Consider the following 14,732-nt stretch of genomic DNA (forward strand, 5'->3'; position numbering starts at 1 on the left):
CTTACGGCGCCACTCTCTCCCAATCCGCCCCCATCTGGTTGCGAAACCATGTCATCTGCCGCTTGGCATATTGGCGCGTTGCCGCCGCGGCCTTTTCTATGACCTCGGCCTCGCTCATGCGCCCCGCCAACATCTCGGCAATCTGCGAAACACCGATGGCTTTCATGACAGTGGCATCATGGGAAAGGCCTTGGGATAAAAGCGCGCGTACCTCTTCCACAGCACCGCTTTGCATCATCCCGGCAAAACGCCTGTTGATGCGGCCATGCAAGATGGTCCTATCTGGCAGCACCACCANTTTCCGTGCCCGCGCTGGATCGATGATGACCGGCCCGCTTGCACTTTGAAACATGCGAATGGATTTTCCGGTGGATTCCAACACTTCCAGAGCGCGTACGATTCTCTGGCCATCGCTGGGTTTCAAGCTGGAAGCCGTCTGCGCATCACGTGTCGACAGTTCATCGTAAAGCCCTGTCGGCCCCTCTTCGAGTAACCGTGTTCGGTAGCTCTCGCGGATTGCGGGTGGGATCGTCGGAATATCCGAAAGGCCGCCGGTCAGCGCCTTGAAATACAGACCTGTGCCGCCAACGATGATCGGGAAACGACCCTCGCCACGCAGNTTTTGGAGAAGCGCCGTTATCTCGCGGAGCCACTNCCCCGTAGAGTAGGGCCTTGCTGCCGCGACATGTCCATAAAGATGGTGAGGCACGTCACCCATTTCGTCTGCGGAGGGTCGCGCCGTCAGCACCTGCAAAGTGTCATACACCTGCATGCTATCGGCGTTGATGACGACACCATTTTTCTCCTGCGCCAGGCCAAGCGCAAGCGCAGACTTGCCGCTTGCCGTCGGGCCGGTTATCAGGAACGCATCAAATTCGTCAGCAAGGTTTTTCATCATGGCTCTGGTTGCCACGCTTATCGCCAATCCGTCAAATCCTGTTCTGAATTCCACAATTGCCGAAAGTGCCGCAAAGGCGCTGGACGCTTCCGGCCTCTACTGGCTGGCGGATGGAGTTGCCTGTGATCTGGTGCTGCGCGATGGCACTGATCTGGCGGCTGCAGAACGCGTGCTGCGGATGGCAATCGTTGACAGACCCATCGACATCGCCATTCAGGATCAGGACAAGCGCCGCAAGAAAATCCTGATCGCCGACATGGATTCGACCATGATCGGCCAGGAATGCATCGATGAACTGGCCGCCGAAGTGGGGCTGAAAGATCAGGTTTCCACCATCACCGCCCGCGCCATGAACGGCGAGATCGCTTTCGAACCAGCACTGCGGGAGCGCGTCGCGCTGCTGAAAGGCCTGCCGATTTCGGTCGTGGACGACGTCATTGAAAAGCGCATCACGCTCACCCCTGGTGGCATGGAACTGATTGCCACGATGAAGGCAAAGGGCCACTACACGGCGCTGGTATCAGGTGGGTTCACAGTCTTTACCAGCCGCATCGCGGCAACCCTCGGCTTTGATGAAAACCGCGCAAATATATTAGGTGAAAAAGACGGGCTTCTGGACGGAACCGTGGCCGAACCTATTCTCGGCAAGCAGGCAAAAGTCGATGCCCTCAACGACATTGCCGCTAAGCTGGGCATATCACCTGACGACGCCATAGCCGTGGGTGATGGCGCCAACGACCTTGGCATGCTGCACCTGGCTGGGTCAGGCGTTGCAATCCACGCCAAGCCTGCCGTCGCAGCAGAAGCAAAAATCCGCATTGAACACGGTGACTTGACGGCGCTTCTTTATCTTCAGGGTTATCGCAAGGCCGATTTCGTTACCCCATGATATTACGCGGAACACCAAGGCTGATCCTGCGGGAGTGGCGAAAAACAGACCGAGATCTTTTCCGGGAAATCAACGCCGATCCGAAAGTGATGGAGNTTTTTCCCACGATACGCAGCCATGCCGAATCCGATGCTGCACTGGAGCATATCAACGACATGATCCGCATCACCGGCTTCGGCTTCTATGCTCTGGAACTGCGTGAAGCCTCTGAACCTATAGGTTTCTGCGGTGTTGCACCGGTCACTATGGAAGGCATATTCCCGCCTGGAACGATGGAAATCGGCTGGCGGTTGGCCACGCGTTTCTGGGGCCATGGCTACGTGACGGAAGCTGCAAAATCGATGTTATCAATGGCATTCGATGAGAAGAAAACCCCGGAAATTGTCTCCTTCGCGGTCCGTGACAACCTGCGGTCAGTCGCAGTCATGAAACGGATCGGCCTCATCCGCGATCCATCCCGCGATTTCGACCATCCGCGTGTGCCGGAAACCCAGCCGCACCTCAAGTCACATGTGACATACGCTCTGACGCTGGAGAGATGGCTGGGAAAGTGATCGCTCAATGCAGACCAAACACCTGCAACAACGCCTCGCGCTGGCGCACGAAGGCGGGAGAACTGCGGTCACGCGGGCNGGGCAGATCGATATCGATGATTCGCGGCTGTGCGCCCTTTTCACGCGGCAGAATAAGAATACGATCGGCGAGATAGATTGCCTCTTCCAGATCATGGGTCACGAGAACGGTGGTTACGTCTTCCTCGCGCCAGATGCGCGCCAGTTCCTGCTGCATGCTGATCTTCGTCATGGCGTCGAGCGCGCCCAGCGGCTCGTCCAGAAGCAGTATTTCCGGCTGGACGGCAAGAGCGCGAGCAATTCCGACCCGTTGCGCCATGCCGCCGGAAAGCTGTCGCGGATAGGCCGTTTCAAACTGCTGGAGGCCGACGAGATTGATATAACGTTGCGCTCTGGCTCTTGCCTCGCTCTTCGCAATACCCTGAGTTTCCAAACCGAAGGCCACGTTTTCAAGAACCGTCAGCCATGGTAACAGCCGAGGCTCCTGAAAGATGACCGCACGCTCCGATCCGACGCCATGGACGGCATGTCCGTCGATCAGCACATCACCGCTATCTGCCTGCTCCAACCCGGCGAGAACACGCAGAAGCGTCGTCTTGCCGGATCCGCTGGCACCGACAATCGCAAGGCTTTCGCCGGGCACGATCTTGAGATTGATGTCTTTCAGAACCTGAAGCGGCTTGCCGTTCAGGTGGTAGGACTTGGAGAGATGGCGTATCGCCACCTCTCCGCGAACGGCTTGTGCGGTGTTCATCTCGCGCCCTCAGTTGCTGGCTGTTTCAGGCGCATAAAGAATGCTCTTGGCGGTAATCTGCCCTTCCTTGACCTTGCCCTCACGCGTTAGGATGTCGATCCAGAACTGGAGATCGCGGTCAACGGCCTTGCCGCCGGGACGAACGCCGTAACCCAGGAAATACTGCGCGATATCAGGATTTTCACCACGCTCTTCGAGCGCCTTGGCGAAAATCTTCTTCGTTTCCTCCGGGTGCTCGCGCGCATAGTCGAGAGCGCGCTGCGACTGCTCTACGAAGGTTTTTGCCGCATCTGGATGAGCCTTGATGAAATCGCGGCGCAGCACGATGAAACCGCCTGCTATATCACCCAGCACATCCGTATCATCGNAAATCGGACGAATGCCACCAGCAGCCTTGGCCTTTCCCTCGAATGTCGTCTGCCAGTAGCCGAAGGCGGCGATATCAACCTGCTTGGAACGCAGGACCTGCTCCAGCTGCGGGCCAGGCACGACAACCGGTTTTGCCGAATCCGTCGGCAGGTTGACGGAGTGCAACGCCTCGCGAATGGTATAATCCAGATGTGCGCCGAGCGTATTGACCGCAATCGATTTGCCGGCGATGTCCTTGATATCCCTGATAGGACTGTCGTCCAGAACATAGAAGACCGATTGAACCTGGTCGTTGATACCGTTTGACGGATAGGCCGCGACAAAATCATTGCCGCCAATGATCGAGTTCAGCACCGCAGCGGTCGCCGCACTACCAATCTCGACGTCGCCAGATGCCAGCGCGAACAGGGAAGCTGGACCGCCAGTGGCGTACCCGACATTTTCCACGCTGACGCCGGTGCCTTTGAAATAACCAAGCTCTTGGGCAAGTTCATGGGCAGAAAGTCCACCCTGGCTTGCAAGATACCGGAACTTTACCTCTTCGGCAGCAGACGCCGCCGTCGTGAGGCCAAACATAAGTGCTGCCGAGAGCAGAAGCTTGCGGGAATGGAAGGACATGATGTTTCCTTGGNAAAGAGTATAAGTTTTNAAAGATGAGATCAACGCGAGGGCTGCGACCAGCGACAAAGCTTGCGTTGCAGAACAACAAGCACGGCGTTAGCCGCCAGCCCCAGAAGTGCCAGAAGAAGAATGGCGGCAAACATTAGCGGGATCTGGAAATTGTACTGGGCGTTCATCACCTGAAAGCCGATACCCTTGTTGGCACCAATCATTTCGGCAGCGATCAGAAGCAGAAGTGCTGTGGTGGCAGACAGTCGTAAGCCGACAAAAATGGCTGGTACGGAAGCAGGCAGAACAACGCGGTGGNAAATGGTGAGCGGACCGGCCCCATAGGTTCTGGCCATTTCGATCAACTTGCCATCCACCTCCTTGACGCCACCGATGGTGGACAGAAGGATGGGAAACAGGGTCGCCCAGAAAATCACGAAGACTTTCGATGCTTCACCGAGGCCAAGCAGCAGAATGNAAACCGGATAAAGAGCAAGCGCCGATGTCTGGCGAAAGAACTGCAACAATGGATCAAGCGCACGCTCCACAGCGGCCACCTGCCCCATGAACAGGCCGAGTGGAATACCGATGATGACCGCAGAGGCGAAGGCAATGCCCGCACGTTGCAGACTGATGCCGATGTCATCGATCAACGCACCGCTGGAAATGCCTTTCCACAGTGCGCCGACGATAGCGTCGAGCGGAGGGAAGACGGCCGGGTTGATCCAGCCGAACACACTGGATATCTGCCATGCGGCCAGAAAGCTCAAAACGAGGCCGTAGCGGGAGAGAAACGGTCCGATCAAACCGCGTATGATCTGGCCAATCGCCGGTGCGCGACTTTCCGTCTGCCGGTAGTGAAGCGATCGCGGGAGAAGGACTTTTGCGTCTTCAAATGACATTCCGTCACCTCACTCGGCTGCCTGAACGACCGAGCGTGCGGCAGTCCAGCGGTTGATCGGAAATGGCAGGCCCAGATTTTCGCGCAGCGTCGTGCCTTCATATTCGGTCCTGAACAGGCCACGGCGCTGCAGTTCAGGGATGACGAGATCAACGAAATCATCGAGCGCTGTCGGTAGCCATGGCGGCAGAATGTTGAAACCATCGGCGGCCTCGTTCTCGAACCATTCCTGCAACGTATCCACGATGGTCTCAGGCGTGCCGACGATGGTGAAGTGACCACGTGCGGAAGCAACCCATTGGTAAAGCTGGCGGATGGTGAAATTATTTTCGTCGGCGATCTGACGGATGAGAGCCTGGCGGCTCTTCATACCCTCGGTCGGAGGTGCCTCCGGCAACGGGCCATCAAGATCATAACCTCTCAGATCAAGCGTGCCACCGGTCAACCCATTCAGCAGGCCAACGCCGTCTTCCTCCAGAATAAGCGAGGTGAGGCGCTCATATTTTTCCTGCGCTTCCTCAAGCGTGCGGCCAACGAAAGGCGAGACACCAGGCATGACGAGAACGTGGTTGGGATCACGACCGAACCCGCGCGCTCGTGCCTTGATATCGCGGTAAAACTCCTGCGCGGTCTCAATATGCTGATGCGCGGTGAAGATGACCTCTGCAGTCTGCGCGGCGAGCCCTCGCCCGTCATCGGACTGACCGGCCTGCACGATGACCGGGTGCCCCTGCGGTGAACGGGACACATTGAGCGGCCCGCGAACCTGGAAATGCTCACCACGATAATTCGCCTCGTGGAGCTTCGAAGGATCGTAGAATTTGCCGCTGTCGACATCGCGCGTAAACGCATCGTCTTCAAAACTGTCCCAGAGCGCCTTGACCACATCCACATGCTCCGCCGCACGACGATAACGTTCGGCATGCGGAAGCTGGGTCTGGCGATTGAAATTTTGCGCCGTCGGATCACCCGTGGTGGTCACGACATTCCAGCCAGCCCGCCCGCCGGAAATCAGGTCTAGAGATGCGAACTTGCGGGCGGTTGTATAAGGCTCTTCATATGTCGTGGACGACGTGGCGATGAAACCCAGATTTTTGGTGAAGGGTGCCAGCGCTGAAAACAACGTCGTCGGCTCGAATCCGGCCACACGAGCATTACCCCCTTCTCTAGCGCCGCCGAAACCAATGGCAAGATTGTCTGCGAGAAAATAGGCGTCGAAAAGGCCACGTTCAGCCGTCAATGCAAGCTGCTTGTGAAACTCGAGGCTCAGAGCGCCATCGGTAGGCTGGTCCGGATGCCGCCATGCTGCAACGTGCTGCCCACCGNCCGGTAGAAATGCGCCAAGCTTTATCTTACGTGCCATATCTCTTCCCCATCAATGACCAAGATACTGAAAGTAAAACACTTTTCAGTCTGATAACTGCGAGCCGTTCACGCTGAACGTCGCTGCGAATATGGAGAAGCCTATATTGTCTATTANTTTTATATAGAAAATAGATTGCTCAGTTTCGGGAAGAGCGGAATAATATTTTCGTATTTTGCGAAGAACGGNAAATAATCGCGAATAGGTGCAACGCGCGCGCGCGGCAGAGGCGCACAGCAAGCTGCGCTCAACTGGAATTAGGATGTCGGCGAGTTCTCTGAAACGCGTTTGACCCTGCCTACGTCATGCGCGGGCCTGCGCCGAGTATCTGCAAATTTCTGNTTTTTCGGGGTGGATGCATTCTCGGGTCGTGCCCGAGGATGATATCGAGNTTTGGATGAGTCTGGACAAGCATAGCGAAGATGCCAGCCGACGGCGCTCACTAAGCGTCACCCTCACCCTTATCCAGCTTTCCTTGGTCCAGCTCGCGGCTGGCTTTCTCGTTCAATGCGGAGGTGAGGTTTTTCTCGGCTTTGGTCCGGCCGAAAGTCAGGCGGTTCTGCTCCGCCTGCTTATCCNTTTCGGTACGCGCCTTCTGCTTGCGAAACTGGCGCAGATTTACGACATCGCCCGTCACGACCATCTCCTGTCTGCACCGTTGCGTCAGGCAATCACTTGTTTTTGCGGAAAGCGTCCAGAGAGACGACAGAACCGGCCTTTTTCTCTTCGTCAGGCTTGTCTTCCGTGGAAGCAGTCTTGTTTTCTGTTGGAACGGGATAAGCAGTGATTTCCGCTTCCACGACCTCTTCTTCTTCCGCAAGGGGAACATCGAACTCAAGTTCGAAATTCACAGAAGGATCGTAGAAACCTCTGATAGCGTTGAATGGAACGACCAGCTTTTCAGGCGTATCAGAGAATGACAGACCGATTTCGAATTGCGTTTCCGTGACCTTCATATCCCAGAACTGGTGCTGGATAACGATGGTCATCTGTTCGGCATACTTTGACTTCAGGTGCTGCGAGATGCGAACACCCGGCGCGCCGGTCAGAAATGTGATGAAGAAGTGGTGGTCGCCGGGCAGCCGTGCGGTGGCCGCGACTTCGCTCAATACCTTGCGAATAACGCCGCGAAGGGCATCCTGTGCGAGAATGTCGTAACGGATATGATCCTGCCCCATACGGTCCTGTCTTTCCTTATGCATACGTCTTTTAACTTATTATACGCAATGTCTTACATCGCAGCAACGGAAAAGCCCCGTTCGCCGCGAGTCATTTCATCTTATAGCCAATTCAGGCGAAATGGAGAAGGTGGAGGTTTCTGTTGCCAGGTACCTCCGAACCCCGCCTTACGGGGCTAACCGTAAGGGCTTAAGTCGGAATTCCCACACCGCCATTAGGCAGCGAGAGCGTATTCCTTAGCGTTGTTGTCATTTGCAACTACACTTGTGACCCGATAACGGCGGTATCATGCCGAGCAAAAGTTCGATCTTTACACCCTTGTCGATCCTATTTCGCCCCCATCAAAAGCCGGCCTTTTCAAAGGTCCGCCGGTTTTTGGTGGAGGCGCCGGGTACCGCCCCCGGGTCCAATAGGCTTATTCCATCGACCGTTTATCGCCATATCCGGATTTGCATCCGGCAAGGGTCATATAGGCGTTTAATCCGCCAGAGAAAAGGGGCTGCGTGACAATTCCATGAAAGGTTGTGCGCAATTCTTGACGAGGAAACGGAGTTGTCCCATTCTGCTTATCAAGCGGCACCTTAAGCAGGGGCCGTATAACGCGGAGGAAAAGACATGACGGACTATCTCGCAGACGTGAAGATATACGATGCCGATGCCGATGAAGCAGTCGTGAACAAAATCGTCAAGCATCTGGGCATCGCCCTGCGCAATCGTGATTCGTCGCTCGTGTCTTCCTCCGACCCGGAAGAGCTTGAACGGGTAAAGACGAACTGGATTGGCAAGAAGCTTGGCGTCACCGGTCCCGATGCCGACAAGGCCGTTGAAGAAACCGTGACCGCCATGAAAGCGGATCGCACGAAATCACGCGTGACCTTCTATTATCTCGTGGCCAAACACCTCGATAAGCTCGAAACGCTCTGATTTCCTGTGAGTCGGATCATCGATGACTGGTTCCGTCGCCGCAAAAGTCTATAATACAGGCCTCAATGGAATCGGCGGCGGACTGATATGAAGCAATATCTCGACCTTCTTGCGCATGTGATGCAAACGGGAACCAACCGTGGCGACCGTACCGGCACGGGTACACGCTCCGTTTTCGGTTACCAGATGCGTTTCGACCTGTCGGAAGGATTTCCGGTTCTCACCACCAAGAAGCTGCACCTGCGCTCCATCATTCATGAACTTCTGTGGTTCCTGAAGGGCGAGACGAACATCGCATACCTCAAGGNAAATGGTGTTTCCATCTGGGATGAGTGGGCGGATGAAGATGGTAATCTTGGCCCGGTCTATGGTTCGCAATGGCGCTCGTGGCCAGCACCCGACGGCACCCACATCGACCAGATTGCGCTTCTGATCGAGGGGCTGAAAACCAACCCAAATTCCCGCCGCCACATCGTGTCGGNCTGGAACCCGGCGCTGGTGGACGACATGGCGCTACCGCCCTGTCACTGCCTGTTCCAGTTTTACGTCGCGGATGGAAAGCTGTCCTGCCAGCTGTACCAGCGATCGGCCGATATATTCCTTGGCGTCCCATTCAACATCGCATCCTACGCGCTGCTGACACTGATGGTCGCTCAGGTCACCGGCCTCAAGCCCGGCGACTTTGTGCATACACTAGGTGACGCCCATATCTATTCGAACCATTTCGAGCAGGCCGAACTGCAAATGAAGCGCACACCGAAAGCGCTGCCGACGATGCGCATCAACCCTGATGTCACCAGTANTTTCGACTTTAAATTCGAAGACTTTACGCTGGAAAATTACGAGGCGGACGCCTCCATCAAGGCACCGATTGCCGTATGACACAGCCGCGCATCACACTCATCGCCGCCGTGTCTGAAAATGGCGTCATCGGTCGCGATCTCGACATGCCGTGGAAACTGTCGACGGACCTCAAGCGCTTCAAGGCGCTGACCATGGGCAAGCCGATGATCATGGGCCGCAAGACGTTTCTCTCGGTCGGCGAACGCCCCCTGCCCGGTCGCCCCCACATCATCATCAGCCGCAATCCTGATTACCGCCCGCAGGGTGTCGATGTCGTTTCATCTCTGGAAGATGCACTTTCACTTGCCAAGGAAAAGGCGCAAGCACTTGGCGTCGATGAGGNTTTCGTGGCAGGTGGCGGCGAGATTTACCGTCAGGCCATGCCCTTTGCCGATCAACTTTCCGTCACCCATGTCGAGGTTTCGCTGGAAGGCGATACTTTCTTCCCAGCCATCGATCCTGCGCAGTTTGAGAAAATTGAGGAAATACCCGCGCCAGCAGGGGNAAAAGACAATTATCCTGTGAGATTTACGACCTACCGCAGGTATCACGCGGTTCAGTGAACTATTTACCGTAATTGGGTATTAAGTTACCGCCTCTGCGTTGAAACAGACAGCTCTCCTACTTATAACTGACCTATATTCTCGCCAGACATGCAAATGCCTGTCTGTGAGGAAGCGGGAAAGTTTTAGCATAAGAGGTATGGATGCCCTGGAGCAATCAGAATGGTGGCGGCGGTGGCGGCGGTGGCCCTTGGGGCGGCGGCGGCAACAACGGCGGCGGTGGGGGAAATAACCAAGGTGGACCTTGGGGCCAGGGACCGAACCGTCCACGCGGTGGCGGTGGAGGCGGCGGCAATGGTGGCCCGCCCGATCTGGAAGAAATTATCCGTCGCAGTCAGGACCGGTTCAAGAACCTGATTCCCGGCGGTATGAACGGCGGCGTCGTTGCCATCCTCGTTCTCATCGTTCTTGCCTTTGTCGGCATTCAGTCCGTTTATACCGTTCGTCCGGACGAACTCGGCGTGGAAACCCGCTTTGGGAAGCCAAAGGATGCGGTTGCGACCGAAGGCTTGCATGTCATGCTGTGGCCGGTCGAATCCGTTGAAATCGTCAAGATCAGACAGCAGCAGTTGAACATCGGCGTGCGGTCTAACGCCAGCACCACAAGTTCTGCCGCGACGGGCGTTATGCTGACGGGTGACCAGAACATCGTAAACGTTCAGTTCTCCGTTCTTTACACGGTCACTGATCCGAAATCCTTCCTGTTCAACATCGAAGCTCCAGTGGAAACCTTGCAGCAGGTATCTGAAAGCGCGATGCGCGAGATCGTCGGACGTCGTCCCGCACAGGACATTTTCCGCGACAATCGCCAGCAAATCGCGACGGAAGTGCAGACGATCATCCAGAGCACAATGGACGGATATGGTGCGGGCGTTGCCGTCAATGCCGTCTCCATCGAAGATGCTGNCCCGCCGCGCGAAGTGGCCGATGCGTTTGACGAAGTTCAGCGCGCGGAACAGGACGAAGATCGCTTCGTCTCCGAAGCCAACCAGTATGCCAACCAGAAGCTTGGTGCAGCACGTGGTCAGGCGGCGCAGATCGTTGAAGAAGCGAATGGTTACAAGAGCCGTGTCGTCAACGAGGCAAGCGGTGAAGCACAGCGCTTCATCTCCATCTACGACCAGTACAGCAGCGCTCCGGAAGTGACCCGTCAACGTATGTTTATCGAAACGATGGAGCAGGTCCTGAAAGGTTCCAACAAGGTCATTATCGATGAAAAGCAGGGCGTAATGCCGTATCTGCCTCTCAACGAGATCATGCGCAACAATCCGAATGCGGCACCACNGGGGGGCAATTGATATGAGCAATCGTCTTATGGCCCTTCTTGCCGGTTTCGCTGTCGTTCTGTTCTTCCTCTACAGCTCTATGTATATCGTCACGCCGCGCCAGCAGGCCGTGGTGCTTCGGTTCAACCAGATCCACGACGTCAAAAGCGAGCCTGGCGTTTACTTCAAGATGCCGCTCCCGTTCATGCAGTTTGATCGTGTTCAGTATGTTGAAAATCGCGCACGGCGCCTCGATTACGAAAATATTAGAGCGCAGGTATCTGGTGGCAAGTTCTACGAAGTCGACGCCTTTCTCGTCTACCGTATAACCGATGCACGCCGCTTCCTTGCGGCTGCGGGTGGTGATCAGGACGTGGCTGAGGATCGCTTGCGTACACGCTTCAACTCCTCGCTTCGTCGTGTCTATGGTCTGCGTGGCTTTGAATCCGCTTTGTCGGACGCCCGTGCATCCATGATGCAGGAAGTGCGTGACGACCTGCGTCCGGATGCCGAATCGCTGGGTCTGAGCATCGTGGACGTACGTATTCGCCGTACCGACCTAAGCCAGGACGTTTCGCTTGATACCTTCAAGCGCATGCGCTCTGAGCGACTGGCCGAGGCGGAACTGATCCGCGCGCGTGGTAACGAAGAAGCGCAGCGTCGTCGTGCCATCGCCGACCGTCAGGTTGTCGAGCTTGAGTCTGACGCAAACCGTCAGTCCGAAGTTCTTCGAGGTGAAGGTGATGCGGAACGTAACCGTATCTTCGGTGAAGCCTTCCAGCGCGATCCAAGCTTCTTCGAGTTCTACCGCTCGATGGCAGCCTATGCCAGCGCTCTGACAGGCACCGGCACAACGCTGGTTCTGTCTCCTGACTCGCCGTTCTTCCGTTATTTCAACGACATCAACGGCGCATCTCCTCGGCCAGCACCGCCAGCAGCTCCCGCTGCACCGGCGAACTGATGTCGGTAACATCATGNAAAAAGGGCCGGTGGAAACATCGGCCCTTTTGCTATTTTACGCTGGAAAATCGCAGCGATAGCGCCGCATATGAAATCGACTTTTCGAATGACGGAGATCGTGTTGAATATCAGCGAGATACCTTTCGGTACCACAGACTGGTCGAAAGTTGAGCCCACGCAGCATGCGGGTGAAACCGGCAGCGCCACTTGGCGCACGCGCCATTTCGGCAATATCCGCGTTCGCATGGTGGAATATACGCCCGGCTATCTCGCAGATCACTGGTGCACCAAGGGCCATATTCTGTTGTGTCTGGATGGTGAGCTGAACACCGAGCTGGAGGATGGCCGCAACTTTCTGCTCAAGGCTGGTATGAGCTATCAAGTGGCTGACAACGCCGAGCCGCACCGCTCCTCGACCACCACTGGTGCCAGACTTTTCATCGTCGATTGAAGCAGTAAGCACTTTGTGAAGATTCGCTGCGCTTTAGTCGTGGATGAGCAAAGGGATTCGTGTCTCAATCACGAAAAGGTATTTCTACGCTTCATCATTCCGCCTTATGCTTGGCTATTAAACTTGAGACCAAGTTTGCAAGATACGAGGACGCCGTATGCCCGTCACCACTCTTTCGCCTCTCCGCAGCAGCATCGCCGCCGTGGCGGGACTTGCGATCATCGCAGGCGGGCTCGCTGTTCCGGTCAGCGCAAGAGCACAAAGCAACGGGCCTGCATCGGTTGCCGATCTCGCCGCCCCGCTTCTGGATGCGGTCGTGAATATCTCGACGTCGCAAAGCGTCAAGGCGGAAGGCAAAGGCCCTACACCGCCGAGAATTCCAGAAGGCTCTCCATTTCAGGAATTCTTCAAGGATTATTTCGACAATCAGAAGCCAGATAGTGGTGGCAAGGTCAGTTCGCTTGGTTCCGGCTTCGTCATCGATCCCGCTGGCTACGTTGTAACNAACAACCACGTCATCGAGGGCGCTGACGATATCGAGGTCATTTTCCCCAACGGCAACAAGCTGAAAGCCAAGCTCGTCGGTACCGATACGAAAACCGACCTTTCGGTTTTGAAGGTAGAGCCAAAAGCGCCGTTGAAAGCCGTTAAATTTGGCGATTCCCGTGCCATGCGCATCGGTGACTGGGTTATGGCCGTCGGCAACCCCTTTGGTCTCGGCGGTTCCCTCAGCGTCGGCGTCGTTTCGGCGCGTGGCCGCAACATCAACGCAGGTCCTTATGATAACTTCATCCAGACGGATGCGGCCATCAACAAGGGCAACTCCGGCGGCCCGCTGTTCAACATGAAGGGCGAGGTTATCGGCATCAATACCGCCATCATCTCGCCAAGCGGCGGCTCGATCGGCATCGGCTTTTCCGTGCCGACAGAGCTTGCGCAGAACATCGTCCAGCAACTCATCGAGTTCGGTGAAACACGTCGCGGATGGCTCGGTGTTCGCGTTCAACCCGTCACCGATGACATTGCCGCAAGTCTGGGCATGGATGCCGCACGCGGCGCGTTGATATCAGGCGTCGTGAAGGGCGGGCCGGTCGAGAATGGCCCGATCCAGCCAGGCGATGTGGTGCTGACTTTCGATGGCAAAGCCATTCAAGAGATGCGAGATCTACCACGCGTTGTTGCCGAAAGCCCGGTTGGCAAGGACGTCGATGTCGTGGTCCTTCGCGATGGCAAGGAGCAGACCGTCAAGGTCAAGCTCGGTCAATTGCAGGATAGCGCGGAAGAGCAACAGCCCGGTGCGGGCAGCGAAAACACTATGCCGGAAGATGGTGATGGCGAGATGGCCGAACCGAACGAAAACGGCAAGGATCAGCCGGAGCAGCAGCAGCCGACCGAAGAGCGTGAAGCCCCGCAGACAGTGCTGGGCATGAACCTCGTTGCCCTGACCGCTGAGCTGAAGACCGAAAAAGGCATTGCGGAAAGCGTGGAAGGCGTCTTCGTGGCAAGTGTCGATCCCGGTTCCGCTGCCGAACAGAAGGGCGTCAAGGCAGGCGACGTTATTGTCGAAGTCGGGCAGGATTTCATGGAAGTTCCCGGCGATGTGCTGGTGCGCGTGAACGGTCTGAAATCAGCCGGTCGAAAAAATGCGCATATGATGGTGGCAGACGCTCAGGGCAACCTGCGCTTCGTCGCGGTACCGCTCGAATAGTATCCCTTCCATGACGTAAAGTGGGGCGGGAAACTCCCGCCTCGCCTCTACCGGGAGACTTCTGAATGGCGGAACCTACCCGACAGGAAAGGCGTTATCAGACGCTAGCAGCGTGAAGCAGATTCAAAATCATAAGCTTAGGCACGAACCCTGAATCAAACTGGCAGCACATTGAATCAGTTTGGAAAGCCACAGATTTGATCCGCAAACACTCCACCACCCTCCACGGCCACCGCACCAGCATCTCACTGGAAGACGCCTTTTGGGACGAACTACGCATCATAGCCGNAAAACGAAAAATCAGTTTCGCGGCACTGCTCGCAGAAATCGATGACAAGCGCCCCGAAGGCAGCAATCTCTCTTCATCGCTTCGTGTCTATGTGCTGAACTGGCTAAAGAGCCAGTCATAGCATAGCGGCATTTTCCATTGCTCTGGACGAACGATGGTCTTGGACCGAAGACCTCCATCAGACATATTGTTTCC

At 56.1% G+C, this 14,732-nt stretch carries 17 protein-coding genes and 1 other RNA gene; 10 read left to right on the forward strand and 8 right to left on the reverse strand.

Going from position 1 to position 14,732, the window contains the following annotated elements; genetic code table 11:
• Position 1: 1 nt before the first annotated feature.
• Complete coding sequence (gene miaA, locus CUC55_RS19160; RefSeq protein ID WP_103088845.1) at positions 2-898, reverse strand: tRNA (adenosine(37)-N6)-dimethylallyltransferase MiaA; 897 nt, start codon at positions 896-898, stop codon at positions 2-4.
• Between miaA and serB the strand changes: the two genes are divergently transcribed.
• Both serB and CUC55_RS19170 read left to right on the forward strand, forming a co-directional pair.
• A complete protein-coding gene (gene serB / locus CUC55_RS19165; RefSeq protein ID WP_067645380.1) occupies positions 897-1,787 on the forward strand; it encodes a phosphoserine phosphatase SerB in 891 nt (296 codons plus the stop codon). The two genes, miaA and serB, sit on opposite strands and share 2 nt — an antisense overlap.
• Positions 1,784-2,341, forward strand: coding sequence for a GNAT family N-acetyltransferase (locus CUC55_RS19170; protein WP_103088846.1), 558 nt, complete (start codon positions 1,784-1,786; stop codon positions 2,339-2,341). Before serB ends, CUC55_RS19170 begins: the two co-directional genes overlap by 4 nt.
• A 4-nt stretch (positions 2,342-2,345) precedes the next feature.
• Here the strand turns inward: CUC55_RS19170 and CUC55_RS19175 are convergent, their stop codons facing one another.
• From CUC55_RS19175 to ssrA, 7 genes are all read right to left on the reverse strand, one after another.
• A complete protein-coding gene (locus tag CUC55_RS19175) occupies positions 2,346-3,113 on the reverse strand; it encodes an ABC transporter ATP-binding protein (protein WP_103088847.1) in 768 nt (255 codons plus the stop codon).
• Between the two features lie 9 nt (positions 3,114-3,122).
• Positions 3,123-4,100, reverse strand: a complete 978-nt coding sequence (locus tag CUC55_RS19180; RefSeq protein ID WP_103088848.1) for an ABC transporter substrate-binding protein — start codon at positions 4,098-4,100, stop codon at positions 3,123-3,125.
• A gap of 41 nt (positions 4,101-4,141) precedes the next feature.
• On the reverse strand, positions 4,142-4,993 hold the full coding sequence (locus tag CUC55_RS19185; RefSeq protein ID WP_103088849.1) for an ABC transporter permease: 852 nt from the start codon (positions 4,991-4,993) through the stop codon (positions 4,142-4,144).
• Between the two features lie 9 nt (positions 4,994-5,002).
• Positions 5,003-6,355: an LLM class flavin-dependent oxidoreductase gene (locus CUC55_RS19190; RefSeq protein ID WP_103088850.1), complete on the reverse strand. Its 1,353-nt coding sequence runs from the start codon at positions 6,353-6,355 to the stop codon at positions 5,003-5,005.
• 442 nt (positions 6,356-6,797) lie between these two features.
• Positions 6,798-6,992 carry a DUF4169 family protein gene (locus CUC55_RS19195; protein WP_103089199.1) on the reverse strand — a complete coding sequence of 65 codons (195 nt, stop codon included), beginning with the start codon at positions 6,990-6,992 and terminating at the stop codon, positions 6,798-6,800.
• 34 nt (positions 6,993-7,026) lie between these two features.
• Positions 7,027-7,533, reverse strand: coding sequence for an SspB family protein (locus tag CUC55_RS19200; RefSeq protein WP_067645368.1), 507 nt, complete (start codon positions 7,531-7,533; stop codon positions 7,027-7,029).
• A gap of 129 nt (positions 7,534-7,662) precedes the next feature.
• Positions 7,663-8,033, reverse strand: a transfer-messenger RNA (tmRNA) gene (gene ssrA / locus CUC55_RS19205).
• Positions 8,034-8,149: 116 nt separating this feature from the next.
• Here ssrA and CUC55_RS19210 point away from each other — a divergent pair.
• From CUC55_RS19210 to CUC55_RS19245, 8 genes are all read left to right on the forward strand, one after another.
• Positions 8,150-8,458: a DUF2853 family protein gene (locus CUC55_RS19210; protein WP_067645366.1), complete on the forward strand. Its 309-nt coding sequence runs from the start codon at positions 8,150-8,152 to the stop codon at positions 8,456-8,458.
• 87 nt (positions 8,459-8,545) lie between these two features.
• The gene (locus tag CUC55_RS19215) at positions 8,546-9,340 is read left to right on the forward strand and encodes a thymidylate synthase (protein ID WP_103088851.1); all 795 of its coding nucleotides are present in this window, start codon (positions 8,546-8,548) and stop codon (positions 9,338-9,340) included.
• Positions 9,337-9,864, forward strand: coding sequence for a dihydrofolate reductase (locus tag CUC55_RS19220; protein WP_103088852.1), 528 nt, complete (start codon positions 9,337-9,339; stop codon positions 9,862-9,864). Before CUC55_RS19215 ends, CUC55_RS19220 begins: the two co-directional genes overlap by 4 nt.
• 143 nt (positions 9,865-10,007) lie before the next feature.
• Complete coding sequence (gene hflK, locus CUC55_RS19225; protein WP_103088853.1) at positions 10,008-11,162, forward strand: FtsH protease activity modulator HflK; 1,155 nt, start codon at positions 10,008-10,010, stop codon at positions 11,160-11,162.
• 1 nt (position 11,163) lies between these two features.
• On the forward strand, positions 11,164-12,090 hold the full coding sequence (gene hflC, locus CUC55_RS19230; RefSeq protein WP_067645358.1) for a protease modulator HflC: 927 nt from the start codon (positions 11,164-11,166) through the stop codon (positions 12,088-12,090).
• Positions 12,091-12,195: 105 nt separating this feature from the next.
• Complete coding sequence (locus CUC55_RS19235; RefSeq protein ID WP_210176108.1) at positions 12,196-12,540, forward strand: DHCW motif cupin fold protein; 345 nt, start codon at positions 12,196-12,198, stop codon at positions 12,538-12,540.
• Between the two features lie 157 nt (positions 12,541-12,697).
• Entirely contained in the window at positions 12,698-14,248 is a 1,551-nt protein-coding gene (locus CUC55_RS19240; protein WP_067645356.1) for a Do family serine endopeptidase, read from the forward strand.
• Between the two features lie 197 nt (positions 14,249-14,445).
• Positions 14,446-14,658: a ribbon-helix-helix domain-containing protein gene (locus tag CUC55_RS19245; RefSeq protein ID WP_103088854.1), complete on the forward strand. Its 213-nt coding sequence runs from the start codon at positions 14,446-14,448 to the stop codon at positions 14,656-14,658.
• The last annotated feature ends 74 nt before the right edge of the window (positions 14,659-14,732 follow it).

The organism is Agrobacterium bohemicum (assembly GCF_002896715.1).
GTDB lineage: Bacteria > Pseudomonadota > Alphaproteobacteria > Rhizobiales > Rhizobiaceae > Agrobacterium > Agrobacterium bohemicum.